This window comes from Sinorhizobium sp. GQ132, assembly GCF_059758575.1.
In genome coordinates, this window is the sequence record NZ_JCAXDX010000005.1 from 131514 (window position 1) to 147354 (window position 15841).

General features: G+C 64.4%; 13 protein-coding genes. 5 read left to right on the forward strand and 8 right to left on the reverse strand.

What is annotated here, in order from left to right; genetic code table 11:
* Window positions 1–8: 8 nt before the first annotated feature.
* From AC6CIG_RS14795 to rpsU, 4 genes are all read right to left on the reverse strand, one after another.
* Entirely contained in the window at window positions 9–1280 is a 1272-nt protein-coding gene (locus AC6CIG_RS14795; protein ID WP_127709116.1) for an adenylate/guanylate cyclase domain-containing protein, read from the reverse strand.
* A 107-nt stretch (window positions 1281–1387) separates the two neighbouring features.
* Entirely contained in the window at window positions 1388–1861 is a 474-nt protein-coding gene (locus tag AC6CIG_RS14800; RefSeq protein WP_127709114.1) for a DUF992 domain-containing protein, read from the reverse strand.
* Between the two features lie 300 nt (window positions 1862–2161).
* Window positions 2162–3085 carry a tetratricopeptide repeat protein gene (locus tag AC6CIG_RS14805; RefSeq protein WP_013844854.1) on the reverse strand — a complete coding sequence of 308 codons (924 nt, stop codon included), beginning with the start codon at window positions 3083–3085 and terminating at the stop codon, window positions 2162–2164.
* 151 nt (window positions 3086–3236) lie between these two features.
* Window positions 3237–3449: a 30S ribosomal protein S21 gene (rpsU, locus tag AC6CIG_RS14810; RefSeq protein ID WP_025424858.1), complete on the reverse strand. Its 213-nt coding sequence runs from the start codon at window positions 3447–3449 to the stop codon at window positions 3237–3239.
* A gap of 306 nt (window positions 3450–3755) precedes the next feature.
* Here rpsU and AC6CIG_RS14815 point away from each other — a divergent pair, with 306 nt between their 5' ends.
* The 5 genes from AC6CIG_RS14815 to AC6CIG_RS14835 all read left to right on the forward strand — a co-directional run bounded on the left by AC6CIG_RS14815 (window position 3756) and on the right by AC6CIG_RS14835 (window position 10373).
* Window positions 3756–5009 carry a sarcosine oxidase subunit beta family protein gene (locus tag AC6CIG_RS14815; RefSeq protein ID WP_018096724.1) on the forward strand — a complete coding sequence of 418 codons (1254 nt, stop codon included), beginning with the start codon at window positions 3756–3758 and terminating at the stop codon, window positions 5007–5009.
* Window positions 5010–5124: 115 nt separating this feature from the next.
* The gene (locus AC6CIG_RS14820; protein WP_003533888.1) at window positions 5125–5466 is read left to right on the forward strand and encodes a sarcosine oxidase subunit delta; all 342 of its coding nucleotides are present in this window, start codon (window positions 5125–5127) and stop codon (window positions 5464–5466) included.
* A complete protein-coding gene (locus tag AC6CIG_RS14825) occupies window positions 5463–8456 on the forward strand; it encodes a sarcosine oxidase subunit alpha (protein WP_127709112.1) in 2994 nt (997 codons plus the stop codon). The genes AC6CIG_RS14820 and AC6CIG_RS14825 overlap by 4 nt, the downstream gene beginning before the upstream one ends.
* A complete protein-coding gene (locus AC6CIG_RS14830; RefSeq protein ID WP_018096726.1) occupies window positions 8449–9003 on the forward strand; it encodes a sarcosine oxidase subunit gamma in 555 nt (184 codons plus the stop codon). The genes AC6CIG_RS14825 and AC6CIG_RS14830 overlap by 8 nt, the downstream gene beginning before the upstream one ends.
* Before the next feature lie 245 nt (window positions 9004–9248).
* Window positions 9249–10373 (forward strand): zinc-dependent alcohol dehydrogenase family protein, encoded by a 1125-nt coding sequence (locus AC6CIG_RS14835; protein WP_164866794.1) that lies wholly within the window; start codon window positions 9249–9251, stop codon window positions 10371–10373.
* A 16-nt stretch (window positions 10374–10389) separates the two neighbouring features.
* Here the strand turns inward: AC6CIG_RS14835 and AC6CIG_RS14840 are convergent, their stop codons facing one another.
* The 4 genes from AC6CIG_RS14840 to AC6CIG_RS14855 all read right to left on the reverse strand — a co-directional run bounded on the left by AC6CIG_RS14840 (window position 10390) and on the right by AC6CIG_RS14855 (window position 15841).
* A complete protein-coding gene (locus AC6CIG_RS14840; protein ID WP_127709109.1) occupies window positions 10390–11463 on the reverse strand; it encodes a DUF2332 domain-containing protein in 1074 nt (357 codons plus the stop codon).
* Complete coding sequence (locus AC6CIG_RS14845; RefSeq protein ID WP_018096729.1) at window positions 11456–11944, reverse strand: MaoC family dehydratase; 489 nt, start codon at window positions 11942–11944, stop codon at window positions 11456–11458. Before AC6CIG_RS14845 ends, AC6CIG_RS14840 begins: the two co-directional genes overlap by 8 nt.
* A gap of 153 nt (window positions 11945–12097) precedes the next feature.
* Window positions 12098–14086, reverse strand: a complete 1989-nt coding sequence (glgX, locus tag AC6CIG_RS14850; RefSeq protein ID WP_498322865.1) for a glycogen debranching protein GlgX — start codon at window positions 14084–14086, stop codon at window positions 12098–12100.
* Between the two features lie 126 nt (window positions 14087–14212).
* Window positions 14213–15841 carry an alpha-D-glucose phosphate-specific phosphoglucomutase gene (locus AC6CIG_RS14855; RefSeq protein WP_127709105.1) on the reverse strand — a complete coding sequence of 543 codons (1629 nt, stop codon included), beginning with the start codon at window positions 15839–15841 and terminating at the stop codon, window positions 14213–14215.

Below are 15841 nucleotides of genomic sequence, written 5' to 3' on the forward strand. Positions count from 1 at the left end.
GGCTCCATTTAACTGGAGGCGATCTCCGGATCCCAGGTGAAGAGCTCCTTCGCCCTGGCGATGCCGCGCAACGCAAAGCGCCCGAGCGAAACGGCATTTGTCCGATGCTCGGGCGGACAGGCGGCGATGAATTCCGAAGACATGATCACGTGCCGCTCGACGGAGCGGCACATGGCGGAGATACGGCTCACCTCGTTGACGGCCGGTCCGACGACGGTGAAATCCAGCCGGTTCTGGCTGCCGATATTGCCGTAAAAGACCTCGCCGATGTGCAGGCCCAGATAGACGTCGGTAGTCGGCTTCCCCTCGTCGAGCCGCCTTGCGTTCAATTCCGCCAGCATGACCCGCAGTTGACGCTCCGCCGCGATGGCGGCGCCGCAGGCCTCGGCCGGTTTGCGGCCGTTGAAGATGGCAAGCACTCCGTCGCCGATAAGCTTCAATACGCTGCCGCCATGATCGTGGACGGCGGTGATCACCATGCCGGAATAGTCGTTCAGAAAGGGGATGACATCCTCCGGCGCGACGCTGTCGGCTATGCGCGTGTAGTTCCTCAGATCGGAGAACCACATGACTGCTTCGATCCGCTCGGCCGAGCCCCGTTCGATGCTGCCCTCGACGACGCGGCGGCCGGCGTCGGGGCCGAGATAGACATCCGCAAGCGTCCCGATGATGCGCATGCACGAGGCTGCCTTCACCGCGAGCGCGAGGGTGGGCAGCAACACTCTCAGTGCCGCGATGTCCTCCTCACGGAAGCCGGCCTGCTTCTTTGTGGTCCAATAGGAGTACAGGCAATCCATCTGCCCTATGCGGCCGCGGTCGGTGAAGTGATGAATCATGCTGACGCAGTCGGTGTGGCCCTCTGCCTTGAGCGTGTCGAGCATGGTGAAGGGAATATGCTTCTCTCCGGCAAGGCGGGTGCGGCGCTCGGTTTCATTGTTCTTGAGCATATGGAAGAAGACGGAACGCTGCCAGTTGGTCTGGGCCTCGCCGCCGCTGGTCGACCCGTATTGCACGACCTCGGGAACCTCGCCGCTTTCGCTGTTCCACTGGAAGGCGCGGCCCTCGAACTCCGGGTGCAGCGTATCGATGATGCCGAGCGCGCGATCTATGGGCAGGCCCGCGGCGTGGCACCGTTCACAGAAGCCGGCAAGAAGGTCCTGCTCCTTCAGGCCTCGAATTCCCTCGTCCGACATCCACACAACGATGTCGCGGATCAGCTGTTCCTTCATCCTGCATCCCGTCGTGCCGGCGTTACCGCGTCCGGCAACGATCATCACCATCACAGTGCAGCGACTTGCGGCGCCGCGCAAGGTGGGCCGTGCGGACCACGCAATGTGGCTCGGACAGGGGGATGGGAGAGGAGCCGGCCTCACCGCTCGCCCCGCGATCAACCGGCCGGCGCCAGGACCAGATGATCCACGCCAAGGGCGACATTCAGGCCCTCTTGTACCTGGACATTGACCGGTTGCAGCATGAAAGCCTTGTTCGTGCCGCCGGCAATGACCTTCGCTCCGCCACCGACTGCGAAGCTCGCATCGGCGCCGACGCCGACATATTCGCCAGCCAGTGCATATTCGTTCAGCGGAGTGCCGGTTTTGGCCAGCACGTCCCAGATCATGACGGTTTTGCCGGTTGAGCCGATGTCCAGGCCGATCTTGGTGATCTTGCCCGCGTAGACTCCTCCAGGCGAGCCATCCGCCGGCGAGAAGGTGCACATCAGGTTCTTGGTCGAGGTGACGATCAGCCCGGTGCCGCCTTCCGAGCCGCATGTGAGACGCCCGAGCGTGACGTAATTCTGGGCGCTGGCAGCTCCGGTGAGCGCCGCAAAGGCGATTGCCGTAGTGAGGGTCTGTCGAATCATGGCTCGGATCTCCGTGCTGGACCGTTTCACTGTTCATCCAACAGCGAAACGCTCTAAACCCGCTGAAACCAGGCGCTTCCGGACGGAAAACAGCTACGCACTTTTCCTGGAAATGCTCTAACCCTTTGGTCCAACGCACTTCCGGACGGAAAACCGTTACACACTTTTCCTGGAAGTGCTTCTAGGCCATGGTCAAACGGATTGAATTCAGGATGGTTCCGCGACCCTGTTCGGCTTTGATGAAACGACGACGCCCGCGACAGGCGCGGGCGTCTGATGTCTAACGGAGAATGGGCGACGTCAGGACATCGCCTTGGCGCGGGCAAGGCCGGCACGCGCCGGCTCGTATTTGGGATCGAGCGACAAGGCATGCGAATAGGACTTCGCTGCCTTGGCCTTGTCACCGCGTCGCTCGTAGATCAGCGCCTGGTTTGCCCAGGACTCCGCCAGCTTGCCATTCAGGTTGATGGCCGTGTTGAAGTCGGAGAAGGCATTGTCGTCGTCGCCCTGCGCCACATAGGAGATGCCGCGGCCGTTATAGGGTTCGGGTGAGCTCGGCGAGAGCGAGATTGCCTTGGAGAAATCTTCGATAGCCTGCGCGTGCTGGTTGCGCGCCTGATAGATCAGGCCACGATTGTGGTAGGCGCGGGGGTCCGCCGTATCGAGTTCGATCGCCTTGTTGAAGTCGTTGAAAGCGGCGTCGAGCTGGTTCGCCTGACGGTAGAGATTGCCGCGGCCGATATAGGCGACATCGTAATTCGGATTGATCTGCAGCGCCGCATTGTAATCGGCAAGAGCGGCCTGCTGGTTGCCCAGGTTGCGCTGAACCAGCGCCCTGTTGGCATAGGCCTGATAGAAGCGTGGGTTGAGCTGGATCGCCTGGTCGAAATCGGCGACCGCGCGGCGGAATTCGCCGGCGCGGCCGTAGGCCGAGCCGCGCACATTGTAGCCCTCGGGGTCGCTCGGATTGGACGCGATGACGCTCGAGAGCGAGGCGATGTTTTCTTCCGAGCCCTGTGCCCGTTCGACGCGGAACATCGATTCGGGCTTGTCGGTCTGGCATCCTGCGATCAGCAGGGCCGAGCCGAGCACGAGAAAGGCGGCAAGCTTCGGCTTGCGCTGGTGGCGGCGGTTCGCCTCCTCGGTGATGAGGCCGGAGACGTCCGCAGTCATGGCAGCAAGTGTCAAAGTCGATCCCTCAATGCGACAAGGCCCGAAAGCCATCGGCTTTCCGTTTACAGAGCACGCAAGTGCGGCGGCTGACCGTCGCCAGCCGTCACGCTAGACTGTCGACGGACTGGGTGTCCATACCAAAATGGCGGCGGCGATCCCTCGCCTCCGCCACTTGCATTGGAAAGCGTCGAAAAAAAGACGATCAGCGGGCCACGAGGCCTTCGCGCTGCGCCCGCTTGCGGGCCAGCTTGCGAACGCGGCGGACGGCTTCTGCCTTTTCGCGCGCACGCTTCTGGGACGGCTTTTCGTAGAAGTCACGCATCTTCATTTCGCGGAAAATGCCTTCGCGCTGCATCTTTTTCTTAAGAGCGCGGAGCGCCTGATCGACATTGTTATCGCGGACAAGTACCTGCACGTGAATCCCGTTCCTTTGCTTCGAGTTGGCAAGCCTCACCATCAGGTTTGGAGAGGCAATAAATTTGCGTTCGCTGGGCGAGAACCCTACGATTGAAAGAGCGGATAACAGATCGCGTGCCGAAAGTCCAGCGGCGAGAGAAAGCGCGCAGGGAAAAAGCGCCAATACCTCTGCGGCGGCGGGCCGTCGATGTCGCAAGACCGCGCAAGTCCGCCTGATCGCGTCGCAAAAGAAACGTTGCGTGGTCCTCGGATTTGCGATTTCTAACGCCAACGAACGTTACCGGGTTCATGGAGTAGCAGGCTGATGCGCAAATATTCTGTTTTTGCCGTGGCGCGCGAGGCGCTGCGCGGCCACAAAGGGTGGGGCCCGCACTGGGCTTCGCCGGAGCCGCGCAAGCAATATGACGCAATCATCATCGGCGGCGGCGGCCACGGCCTCGGCGCCGCCTATTATCTCGCCAAAGAGCACGGCATCACCAACGTCGCCGTGCTCGAAAAGGGCTGGATCGGCGGCGGCAACACCGGCCGCAACACGACGATCATTCGGTCCAACTATCTCTATGAAGAGAGCATGGACATCTACGAGCATTCGCTGAAGCTCTGGGAAAACCTGTCGCAGGACCTGAACTACAACGTCATGTATTCGCCGCGCGGCGTGATGATGCTGTCGCACAACATCCATGACCAGCAGTCCTTCAAGCGTCACATCAATGCCAACCGGCTCTACGGCATCGACAACGAGTGGCTGACGCCGGAGCAGGCCAAGGCCTACTGCCCGCCGCTCGACATAGCGAAGACTGCCCGCTACCCGATCAACGGCGCGGCACTGCAGCGCCGCGGCGGCACTGCGCGCCACGATGCGGTCGCCTGGGGCTATGCGCGCGCGGCCTCGGATCGCGGCGTCCACATCATCCAGAATTGCGAAGTGACCGGCATCCGCCGCGACGAAACCGGCCGCGTGACCGGCGTCGATACCAACCGCGGCTTCATCGGCGCGAAGAAGGTCGGCATCTCCGCTGCGGGCCACTCGTCGGTCCTGATGCAGATGGCGGATGTGCGCGTGCCGCTGCAGAGCCAGCCGCTGCAGGCGCTCGTTTCCGAGCCCTTGAAGCCGATCTTCCCCTGCGTTGTCATGTCGAACTCCGTGCACGCCTATATTTCGCAGTCGGACAAGGGCGAGTTCGTCATCGGCGCCGGCACCGACCAGTACAATTCCTACTCGCAGACCGGCGGCCTGCAGATCATCACGCATACGCTGGATGCGATCTGCGAGCTTTTCCCGATGTTCCGCCGCGTCAAGATGATGCGGCAATGGGGCGGGATCGTCGACGTTACCCAGGATCGTTCGCCGATCCAGGGCGTGACGCCGGTGCCCGGGCTCTACCTCAATGCCGGCTGGGGGACGGGCGGCTTCAAGGCGACGCCGGGTTCGGCCAATCTCTTTGCCCATCTCATCGCGCGCGGCGAGCCGCACCGGCTTGCCGCGGGGCTCACGCTCGAGCGCTTCCGCACCGGGCGGCTCATCGACGAGGCGGCCGCGGCCGCCGTTGCGCACTAAAACATGATCCGACGGAGCGAAGCCAAGATCGATAGGATTACGCTTCAGAGAAAGAACGGAGAGCGGCCTTGCGCCTTTCAAGAAAGGCGCGGCGCTCTGATCGAGGACATTCCAGATGCTTCTGATTTACTGCCCCTATTGCGAGGAAGAGCGCTCGGAGCTCGAATTCCGCAATGCCGGCGATGCCCACATCGTCAGACCGGCCAACATCGCCGAGATCAGCGACGAGGAGTTCGAGGAGTACTTCTTCCTCCGTCAGAATCCGAAAGGGCTGATCTATGAAAGGTGGCGGCACATCCACGGCTGCGGTCGCTTCTTCAATGCGGCTCGCGATACGGTGAGCGACCGCTTCCACGTGACCTACAAGGCCGGTGAGCCGAAGCCCGATCTCAATGCCGAGCCGAAGACGAGCGAAACGGTCGAGACCTACGAGGCGCTGGAAGGAGTGGCAGAATGACCGGGGTCAATCGAATTTCGGGCGCCGGGCGCCTGACGCCGGCGCGCACCGCCCGCTTCACCTTCGACGGCCGGACGCTGACGGCGCTCGAGGGCGACACCATCGCCTCCGCGCTCATCGCCAACGACATCCATCTCGTCGGCCGCTCGTTCAAATATCACCGCCCGCGCGGCATCCTTTCGGCAGGCGCCGAAGAACCGAATGCGCTGCTCGACGTTTCGCGCGATGCCGCGCGCCGGCAGCCGAACGTGCGCGCCACCGTGCAGGAAGTCTTCGACGGCATGAAGGTGTCGTCGCAGAACCGTTGGCCGTCGCTCGCCTTCGACGTCGGCGGCTTCAACGATCTGTTGTCGCCCTTCTTCGCGGCGGGCTTCTACTACAAGACCTTCATGTGGCCGAAGGCCGCCTGGCACAAGATCTACGAGCCCTTCATCCGCCGTGCCGCCGGTCTTGGCGTGGCGCCCACGGAGACCGATCCGGACCATTACGCAAGCCGCTACGTCCATTGCGACGTGCTGGTGGTCGGCGCCGGCGCTGCCGGACTTGCGGCCGCACTCGCGGCCGCGAATGCCGGTGCGAAGGTGATCCTGTGTGACGAACAGCCTGAAGTCGGCGGAGCGCTGCATTACGACAGCGGCACCGTGATCGACGGCCAGCCCGGCTATGACTGGGCGCTGGCGACGGGCAAGGCGCTTGCGGCGATGGACAATGTCACGCTGCTGACCCGCACGACGGCCTTCGGTTACTACAACCACAATTTCGTCGGCCTCGTCGAACGCGTGACCGACCACCTCCCGGCCCCCGACAAGGGGCTTCCGCGCGAGCGTCTATGGCAGGTGCGCGCGAAGAAGGTGATCCTCGCCAATGGCGCGATCGAGCGCCACATGGTCTTCGCCAACAACGACCGTCCTGGAATCATGCTGGCCTCGGCCGGCCGCACCTATCTCAACCATTTCGGCGTCGCAGTCGGCAAGAAGGTGGGCATCTACACGGCCCATGATTCCGCCTATGAGGCGGCCTTCGACCTGAGGAAGGCCGGCGTCGACGTCCCCGTGATCGTCGACTGCCGCGACAGGCCGGGCGACATGGTGCTCGCCGAAGCCCGCAGCCTCGGCATCGAGGTATTGAGCGGCCACTCGGTCGTCAATACCGCCGGCAAGCTCAGGATTGCATCCATGAGTGTGGCTCGCAACGGCGGCGGAGCATCGCGCAAGATCGCGGTCGACGCCCTGCTCGTCTCGGCCGGTTGGACCCCCTCGGTGCATCTCTTCTCCCAGTCGCGGGGCAAGGTGACGTTCGATGCGGCGACGGAGCGGTTCCTGCCGGGAACCTATGCACAGGAATGCCTCTCCGTCGGCGCCTGCAATGGCACGGACGACCTGCAGGCGACGATCGACGAGGCACTCGCCGCCGGTGAACTGGCGGCCCGTGCCGCGGGTGCGGAAGGCGGCGGTCAGGTCGCGCTCTCCGGCCGCAACGCTTTCGAATGGACAGGCGGCATGATTGGCGCGGCGGAAGGCGCGGGGCGAGACACGACGGTCAAGGCCTTCATCGACTTCCAGCACGACGTCTGCGCCAAGGATATCCGGCTCGCGGTGCGTGAAGGGATGCATTCGATCGAGCACATCAAGCGCTTCACCACCAATGGCATGGCGTCCGACCAGGGCAAGCTTTCCAACATGCACGGCCTGGCGATCGCGGCGGAAGCGCTCGGCAAGGAAATCCCGCAGGTGGGGCTCACGACCTTCCGCCAGCCCTATACGCCGGTGACCTTCGGAGCGATCGTCAGCCATTCGCGCGGAAACCTCTTCGATCCGGCCCGCAAGACGCCGATCCATGCCTGGGAGGAGGCGCAGGGCGCCGAATTCGAGGATGTGGGCAACTGGAAGCGTGCCTGGTTCTATCCGAAAGCGGGCGAAAACATGCACGAGGCGGTCGCGCGCGAGTGCAAGACGGTTCGCGAGGTGGCCGGCGTCTTCGACGCATCGACCCTCGGCAAGATCGAAGTGGTCGGCCCCGATGCCGCCAAGTTCCTGAACCTCATGTACACCAACGCCTGGGACAATCTGAAGCCCGGCCGCTGCCGCTACGGGATCATGCTGCGCGACGACGGCTTCGTCTATGACGACGGTGTCGTCGGCCGGCTTGCCGACGATCGCTTCCATGTGACGACGACGACCGGCGGCGCGCCGCGCGTCCTCCACCACATGGAGGACTATCTCCAGACGGAGTTCCCGCATCTGAAGGTGTGGCTGACGTCGACGACCGAGCAATGGGCCGTCATCGCGGTCCAGGGTCCGAAGGCGCGCGAGATCATCGCGCCCCTCGTCGAGGGCATCGATCTCTCGAACGAAGCCTTCCCCCATATGAGCGTTGCCGAAGGCAGCATATGCGGTGTGCCGACCAGGCTCTTCCGCATGTCGTTCACCGGCGAACTCGGCTTCGAGGTCAACGTACCGGCCGACTACGGCCAAGCCGTGTGGGAGGCGATCTGGGCTCGGGCCGAGCCGATGGGCGCCTGCGCCTACGGCACCGAGACCATGCACGTGCTGCGCGCGGAAAAAGGCTACATCATCGTCGGCCAGGACACGGACGGAACCCTCACGCCGGACGATGCCGGCCTTTCCTGGGCGGTATCGAAGAAGAAACAGGACTTCGTCGGCATTCGCGGCATGAAGCGGCCCGACCTCGTCAAGGAAGGCCGCAAACAGCTCGTCGGCCTCCTCACGAAGGACCCGCAGGTGGTGCTGGAGGAAGGGGCGCAGATCGTTGCCGATCCGAACGAAGCCAAGCCGATGACCATGCTCGGTCATGTGACCTCGTCCTACTGGTCGCCGAACTGCGGCCGCTCGATCGCGCTCGCGGTCGTCGCCGGCGGCCGCGCACGCCTCGGGCAGACGCTCTACGTGCCGATGGCCGACCGCACGATCGCCGTCGAGGTGAGCGACATGGTGTTCTTTGACAAGGAAGGAGGTCGCCTCCATGGCTGACCACGCAATCGCTACACGCAAAGCTCCGCTTGCCGGCCGCCGTGGCGGCTCGCCGGCGGCGATCCTTACCCCTGCGGAACCCGCTTCGCGGATATCGCTGCGCGCCGGCGCCGACGCGGTTCCCGCACTCTCGGCAGCTCTCGGCGTGACCATTCCCGTGCGGCCGAAGACGTCCGCCTCGACCGGCCGGCGTCATGTCCTCTGGCTCGGTCCCGATGAGTGGCTGGTGATCGACGAGGACGGCGCCGACCTGATGGCGGCGGCCGCATCGAGCGGGACCGTGCATTCGGCCGTCGACGTTTCGCACCGGAACACTGCCGTCATCGTCAGCGGGGCGGGCGCGGAAGCTGCGATCAACAGCGGCTGCCCGCAGGACCTGTCGCTGGCGATTTTCCCCGTCGGTGCCTGCTCGCGCACGATCTTCGGCAAGGCGGAAATCGTTCTTTTCCGAACCGCCGAGGATACGTTCCGCGTCGAGTGCTGGCGGTCGTTCTCGTCCTTCGTGTTTGGGCTGCTGGCCGAAGGCGCGGAAGACGCGGGGCACTGAAGAGGCAATTTCCGGCCCCTCATCCGGCCTGCCGGCCACCCTATCCTCGCCGGGTGAAGGTGACTCGCGGCAAGCTCCAGTCCTCTTCGCCGTCCTGAAAAGAGGGCGAGGCAGTGCCCGCATGTTCCTTCTCCCCGTAAACGGGGAGAAGGTTGCAGCAGCCGGATGAGGGGCATTTCCTCCTCAGGAGCGATCGCGCTAAGTTCTGCCGGTCGAACTGGGATTCGGAAACGGGAGGAGCGACCTTGAAGACGCGTGCGGCGGTGCTGAGGAAGTCACCGGTCGGAAGGCCTTATGCCCATACGAGGCCGCTCTCGATCGAAACGATCGATCTCGATCCGCCGGGACCGGACGAGTTGCTGGTGAGGATCGGCGCCGCCGGACTCTGCCACTCCGACCTCTCGGTCATCAACGGCGACAGGCCGCGGCCGGTGCCGATGGCGCTCGGCCACGAGGCCGCCGGCACCGTGGAAGCGGTCGGAAGCGGCATAGGTGACATCGCCCCGGGAGACCGGGTGGTGATGAGTTTCATGCCGAGCTGCGGCCATTGCCTCCCATGCGCGGAAGGCCGGCCGGCGCTATGCGTTCCCGGAGCGGAAGCAAACGGCAAGGGCACGCTGCTTTCGGGGGAACGCCGGCTGCATTGCGGTGAAGTCCCCGTGAACCATCACCTCGGCGTCTCCGGATTTGCCGATTATGCGGTGGTTTCGCGCCATTCCGCGGTCAAGATCGAGACGGACCTGCCGATGGTAGAGGCGGCGCTGTTCGGCTGTGCCGTGCTGACCGGCGTCGGAGCGGTCGTCAATACGTGCCGGGTTCGGCCGGGCGAATCCGTTGCCGTCATCGGGCTGGGCGGGGTGGGATTGGCAGCCCTTCTGGGTGCCGTTGCCGCCGGCGCCCAGCGCGTCGTCGCGATCGATCTCGCCGAGGACAAGCTGAAGCTTGCCCGCGCGCTGGGCGCGACGGACACGTTCCTTGCAGCCGATCCGGATGTGGCCGAGACTGTCCGACAGGCGACCCGCGGCGGCGTCGACCATGCGGTCGAGGCCGCGGGCTCCGTAAAAGCCTTCGAGCTCGCCTATCGCATTACGCGGCGAGGCGGGCTTACGGTTTCCGCAGGGCTCGCCCATCCTTCAAGCCAGATAGCCATCCCCGCGGTGAGCCTGGTTGCGGAAGAGCGTAGTGTGCGCGGCAGTTACATGGGAAGCTGCGTGCCCTCCCGCGATATCCCGCGTTTCATTGCGCTCTACGAACGCGGCAGGCTGCCGGTCGACCGGCTGCTGTCGAGCACCGGACCGCTGGAGGAGATCAACGAGGCATTCGATCTTCTCGACCAGGGCCGCGTGATACGCCACGTGATCACGTTCTGATACGGCCGCCACACGGTCAGCCGTCCGCCGGCCATCCCTGCCAGGCGATCCAGCGTCCGTGGAAGTCGGCGCGGCCGACGAGATGCCTTTCGCCCTTCGGCCAAATCTGCAATGACAATGCGGCACCCGGCGACTGTCCGTCGGCTTCCATCTGCAAACGGGCAAACGGGGCCTCGGATGTCGCGGTCGCCCCGGCGGCAGCGATCAGGGCCTCGCCCTCTTCCCGCGCAGCTTCCGGCAGATACTGCCAGGCGATCGAATGATAGACGACGTGGACAGCGCCCGGATGGACGCGCGCCAGCCGTGTTTTCAGCCAGTCGATCGCGTCCGCCTGCTCGACAAGGCTCCTTTGGGAGGCGGCAAGCTCCAGCGCCTGCCGCGTGCGGTCAATCCGGTCTTGCTGATCGGCCCAGACGTAGGAGAGGAGCCGTAGCCGATCCTCGCTATCGGCCGGATCGAGGGGGTTGATGTCGCAGCCCGCGCGTTCGATCACTTCGACGGGTCGCAGAGGCGGCGCTGCTCCCGACCACTCGGGGGCTATGCTCACGGGGCTGGCTGCATCGCCCCAATGGCTGTTCGCGAGATCGTAGCGGTAGCGGTCCCAATGGAGATTCAAGCCGGCGCTGGCGCCGATCTCGGAAAGGATCAACGGCTTCCCGAAAAGCTGTGCCACGGTGAGGAAACCGGGAAGCAGGGCGCCCGAGCGGCGCACCTCGTTCGTCTGCGGCGCGGAGGTGAGACGATCGAGGATGAAGGGGGCTTCCCGCTCCATAGCCTGAGCGATCGCCTGCCAGAGAGTGTCGTCGTCCGTCCGGTTCGGCGGATAGCACGCGCCGAGGGCCGCGCTGCGGCCGGATAGAACCAGCGCGTGCAGAGCACCGGCAAGGCGGAGCGCGACGGAATCGCCCTTCGAAGTCGGGTCGCCCGACCAGCCGAGGACACGCTCGCCCACCGGCGAGTCCGCATCGATCCGGTCGGCGACGAGACGGCAGAGTCGGGCCGTAAATGGCGATCCCAGCTCGTCACAGGACTTCGCCTGGCCGCGGAAGGCATGGCGAACGTGGGTCCCGTCCGGTCTCCCCTCAGACATCGTCCGGCCGATCCTTCGGGTCGAACTGGATGATCGTCTGCCAGGTGGCGGTCAGGGCAGGCTTTCTTTCGCCTTCGATCTCGACCGTGACGTCATAGGTGATCATCAGCATGCCGGCCCCGCGGAAGCGTGCGTCTGCCATGGTGAAGCGGCCGCGCACGCGCGCGCCGCTCTTGACCGGCGCCACGAAGCGCACCTTCTCGAAGCCGTAATTGATGCCCATCGTCTGCTCGCGGATCTTGGGCAGGCAATTGTAGTTCATCGCCGAAAGCAGCGACAGCGAGAGGAAACCATGCGCAATGGTGCCGCCGAAAGGCGTCTCCGCCGCGGCGCGCACCGGGTCGGTATGGATGAACTGGAAGTCACTCGTCGCCTCGGCAAAACGGTCGATCGTCTGCTGCGTCACGGTGATCCAGTCGGAGACGCCGAGCTCCTTGCCGATCAGATCCTTGATATCCGAAAGTGAAATATCCTGCGGCATATGATTTTCCTGAAAATGGGGCCTCCCCGCTGATCTATAGGCCGGCTCGGCAAGGTCTAGCAAGTGGTCCTAAGTCTTGAGATGGTTCACTGTTTTCTTGAAACAGCGAAACCATCCAACTCTCTGGAGCCGGGCACTTCCGGACAGAAACCGTTAGACCCTTTTCTTCGGAGCGCTCTCGAAAACCTCGGCGAGAACGGTGACCGAACGGGCCGGCGCGAAGGATGGTGCGCTAAGGTCCGAGAGTGCGTTGCGCCATTCGCCCTCAAGGCTCGAAGGCAGGCGGAATGGGTGCGGCGAGTGGCTGCGGTTGATGACCACCGCAAGTCGGGTCGCGCGCCCCTGACGGCGGTCGTCGGTCGCGAGCATCACGACGAGATTGTCGGTTGCGGGATGCTCCCAATCCTCCACCGCAAGCGGCTCCCCGTCGAGGCGCAGCCAGGCGACGTCGCCGCTGCCGGTGAAGAACCCGGTCTCGCCGAAGACCGAGAAGCGCCGGCGCATGGCGGAAAGCCTGGCGGTATGCTCGACGAGCTTGCCGTCGAGCTTGCTCCAGTCGAGCCAGGTCACGGCATTGTCCTGCGCATAGGCGTTGTTGTTGCCACCCTGGCTGCGCCCGCCTTCATCCCCGGCCGTCAGCATGATTGCGCCGCGCGAGGTGAAGAGCGTGCCGAGGAGCGCCATGACATCGCGTTGCCGGAAGGCGGCGATCTCCGGATCGTCGATCGGACCCTCGGCGCCGTTGTTCCACGAGAAGTTCTCGTCGTGGCCGTCCCGATTGCCTTCACCGTTCGCCTCATTGTGCTTGCGGGCGTAGGAAACGAGATCCATCAGCGTGAAGCCGTCATGGGCGGCGATGAAGTTGACGCTGCGCGTGGCCGTCTCGCCCCAGCGGGAAAAGCTGTCCGAGGAGCCGGCGAGCGCGGTTGCAAGGACGCCGATCGCGTGCCGGTCGCCGCGCCAGTAGCGGCGGATGTCGTCGCGGGCCCGGTCGTTCCATTCGAGGAAGGAATGGGGGAAATTGCCGAGCTGGTAGCCGCCGGGGCCGGTGTCCCAGGGCTCGGCGATGAGCACGCGGTCGCAAAGGACGGGGTCGGCGCAGATGGCCGAGAAGAGCGCGGCATCGCGGCGGAAGCCGCCCATGTCGCGGCCGAGGATCGATGCGAGGTCGAAGCGGAAGCCGTCGACGCCGGCGGCAAGGACGAAATGGCGCAGGCTGTCGAGGATCAGACGCTGGACGACCGGATGGTCGCAGGCGATCGTGTTGCCGCAGCCGGTGTCGTTGATGAGCCCGCCCGGGCGCCCCGTCGCGTGGCGATAATAGGTCAGGTTGTCGAGCCCGCGCATCGAAAGCGTGGCACCGAAGCGATCGCTCTCTCCGGAGTGGTTGAAGACGAGATCGAGGACGACGCCGATACCGGCCTCGTGCAGGACCTCCACGGTCATGCGCAACTCCTCGATGCCGCCCGGCACCAGGCGTGGATCGAGCGCCATCGGCGCGATCGGATTGTAGCCCCAGCCATTGTGGAGACCGAGCGGAGGCAGGTGCCGCTCATCGATCCAGGCCGTGATCGGCATGAGTTCGACCGCGGAAACGCCGAGCCTCGTAAGGTGATCGATGACGACGGGTTCGGCGAGAGCAGCCACCGTGCCGCGCTTCCTTTCCGGCACGTCCGGATGAAGGATGGTGAACGGCTTGACTGCAATCTCGTAGATCAGTCCCCCGGCCTGAAATAGCGGCGGCTTCGGCTCCAGCGGTTTTGCCTCGGTGACGATGGCTTTCGGCACGAGGTGCGCCGTCTCTTCGCCGAAGACCGTCAGCCGCTGGTCGTGACGAAAGGGCCGGTCGAGCCTCACCGCATAGGGGTCGACCAGAAGTTTCGACGGATCGAACCAAAGCCCATGGTCCGGCGAGTAGACCCCGTCGGCGCGAAAGCCGTAGCGGGTGCCGGCAGCTATGTCGGGCAGCGCGATGCTGTGGACATCGCCCTCGCGCAGCATAGGCAGGCGGCTGAGTTCGGTGTCGCCCGCTTCGTCGAACAGGCAGAGATCGATGCGGGCGGCATTGTGCGACCAGACCGCAAAGCGCCTCCCGTCGGGTGTGCGCGTCACGCCGAGAGGTGAAATTCCGGTCGTCGGCATGGGGGCCTCTTTCGAAGTCTAGTATCGCATGGGTTTGCCACGAGTCGATCTCCCCCTTGCGGGGGAGATGCTCGGCAAAGCAGAGGGGGGTAAAGGGCGCAGGAAGTGGCGCTTGGTACAGCACCCTCAGGTGATTACGCTCGGTTGGTCGCGGTTGGTACGCTCCTTGATCTCGGCGATCTCGTCGGCAACGGCGATCAGATCGGCAAGCGCTTCCTGGGTATCGAGATCGTGGCGCGCCGGATCCGGCTCGTAGCGTTCGATATAGACGCGCAGCGTCGCCCCCGACGTCCCCGTGCCCGACAGGCGGTAGACGACGCGGGATCCGCCCTCGAAGAGGATGCGGATGCCCTGGTTCTTGCTAACCGATTTGTCGACCGGATCGTGGTAGGAGAAATCGTCGGCAGTATCGACCGTGAGCGCGCCGAAGCTCTTGCCGGGCAGCGCGGCGAGCTTGTCGCGGAGCGCGGCAACCAGGCCGTTGGCCGCATCGGTGTCGACCTCTTCGTAGTCGTGCCGGGAATAATAGTTGCGGCCGTAGGTCGCCCAGTGCTTGCGGGCGATTTCGAGTGCGCTTTCCTTGCGCGCGGCGAGGATGTTGAGCCAGAGCAGCACGGCCCAGAGCCCGTCCTTCTCGCGTACATGGTTCGATCCGGTGCCGGCGCTTTCCTCGCCACAGATCGTCGCCAAGCCCTCGTCGAGCAGGTTGCCGAAGAATTTCCAGCCGGTCGGCGTCTCATAGATGCCGATGCCGAGCTTTTCGGCGACACGGTCGGCCGCGCCGCTCGTCGGCATGGAGCGAGCGATCCCGGCAAGTCCCTTGGCATAGCCCGGCGCCAGATGCGCATTGGCGGCAAGCATGGCGAGGCTGTCGGACGGAGTGACGAAGATTCCCTTGCCGATGATCAAATTCCGGTCGCCGTCGCCATCGGATGCGGCGCCGAAATCGGGGGCGTCCGGCGCCATCATCGTCTCGTAGAGCGCTCGGGCGTGAACGAGGTTCGGGTCCGGATGATGGCCGCCGAAGTCGGGCAGCGGTATGAAGTTCATGACCGAGCCCTTCGGGGCGCCGAGCCGTTTTTCGATGATCTCCTTGGCATAGGGCCCGGTGACCGCGCTCATCGCGTCGAACACCACACGGAAGCCGCCGGCGATCAGCTTGCGGATCGCATCGAAGTCGAACAGGCTCTCCATCAATTCGGCGTAGTCGGAGACGGGATCGATGACCGTCACGGTCATGTCCTCGACCTGCTGACTGCCTTCGACATCGAGATTGACGTCCGGCGCGTCGGCGATCTTGTAGCTGTCGATCACCTTGCTTCGGGCGAAGATCGCATCCGTCACCTTTTCGGGAGCCGGGCCGCCATTGCCGACATTGTACTTGATGCCGAAATCCTCGGTCGGCCCGCCGGGATTGTGGCTTGCCGAAAGCACGATGCCCCCGAAGGCCTTGTATTTGCGGATGATATTGGATGCGGCTGGCGTCGAGAGGATGCCGCCGCGGCCGACGAGCACGCGGCCGAAGCCGTTCGCCGCCGCCATCTTGACGGCTTTCTGGATGACCTCGCGGTTGTAATAGCGGCCGTCGCCGCCGATCACCAGCGTCTGGCCTTCGAAGCCCTCGAGCGAGTCGAAAATCGACTGGATGAAGTTCTCGGCATAGTTCTTCTGCTGGAATACCGGGACCTTCTTGCGCAGGCCCGAGGTGCCGGGTTTCTGGTCCCCATAGGGGTTGGTCGAGACGGTTCTTGTCAT

What these genes read in the sequence shown, in the direction of transcription:
- AC6CIG_RS14815 (WP_018096724.1), top strand. Translation starts at nt 3,756, where the DNA reads ATGCGCAAATATTCTGTTTTTGCCGTGGCGCGCGAGGCGCTGCGCGGC.
- AC6CIG_RS14845 (WP_018096729.1), bottom strand. Translation starts at nt 11,944, where the DNA reads ATGCCGCAGGATATTTCACTTTCGGATATCAAGGATCTGATCGGCAAG.
- AC6CIG_RS14855 (WP_127709105.1), bottom strand. Translation starts at nt 15,841, where the DNA reads ATGACAAGAACCGTCTCGACCAACCCCTATGGGGACCAGAAACCCGGC.
- AC6CIG_RS14805 (WP_013844854.1), bottom strand. Translation starts at nt 3,085, where the DNA reads ATGGCTTTCGGGCCTTGTCGCATTGAGGGATCGACTTTGACACTTGCT.
- AC6CIG_RS14820 (WP_003533888.1), top strand. Translation starts at nt 5,125, where the DNA reads ATGCTTCTGATTTACTGCCCCTATTGCGAGGAAGAGCGCTCGGAGCTC.
- AC6CIG_RS14840 (WP_127709109.1), bottom strand. Translation starts at nt 11,463, where the DNA reads ATGTCTGAGGGGAGACCGGACGGGACCCACGTTCGCCATGCCTTCCGC.
- AC6CIG_RS14830 (WP_018096726.1), top strand. Translation starts at nt 8,449, where the DNA reads ATGGCTGACCACGCAATCGCTACACGCAAAGCTCCGCTTGCCGGCCGC.
- glgX (WP_498322865.1), bottom strand. Translation starts at nt 14,086, where the DNA reads ATGCCGACGACCGGAATTTCACCTCTCGGCGTGACGCGCACACCCGAC.
- AC6CIG_RS14825 (WP_127709112.1), top strand. Translation starts at nt 5,463, where the DNA reads ATGACCGGGGTCAATCGAATTTCGGGCGCCGGGCGCCTGACGCCGGCG.
- AC6CIG_RS14800 (WP_127709114.1), bottom strand. Translation starts at nt 1,861, where the DNA reads ATGATTCGACAGACCCTCACTACGGCAATCGCCTTTGCGGCGCTCACC.
- AC6CIG_RS14795 (WP_127709116.1), bottom strand. Translation starts at nt 1,280, where the DNA reads ATGGTGATGATCGTTGCCGGACGCGGTAACGCCGGCACGACGGGATGC.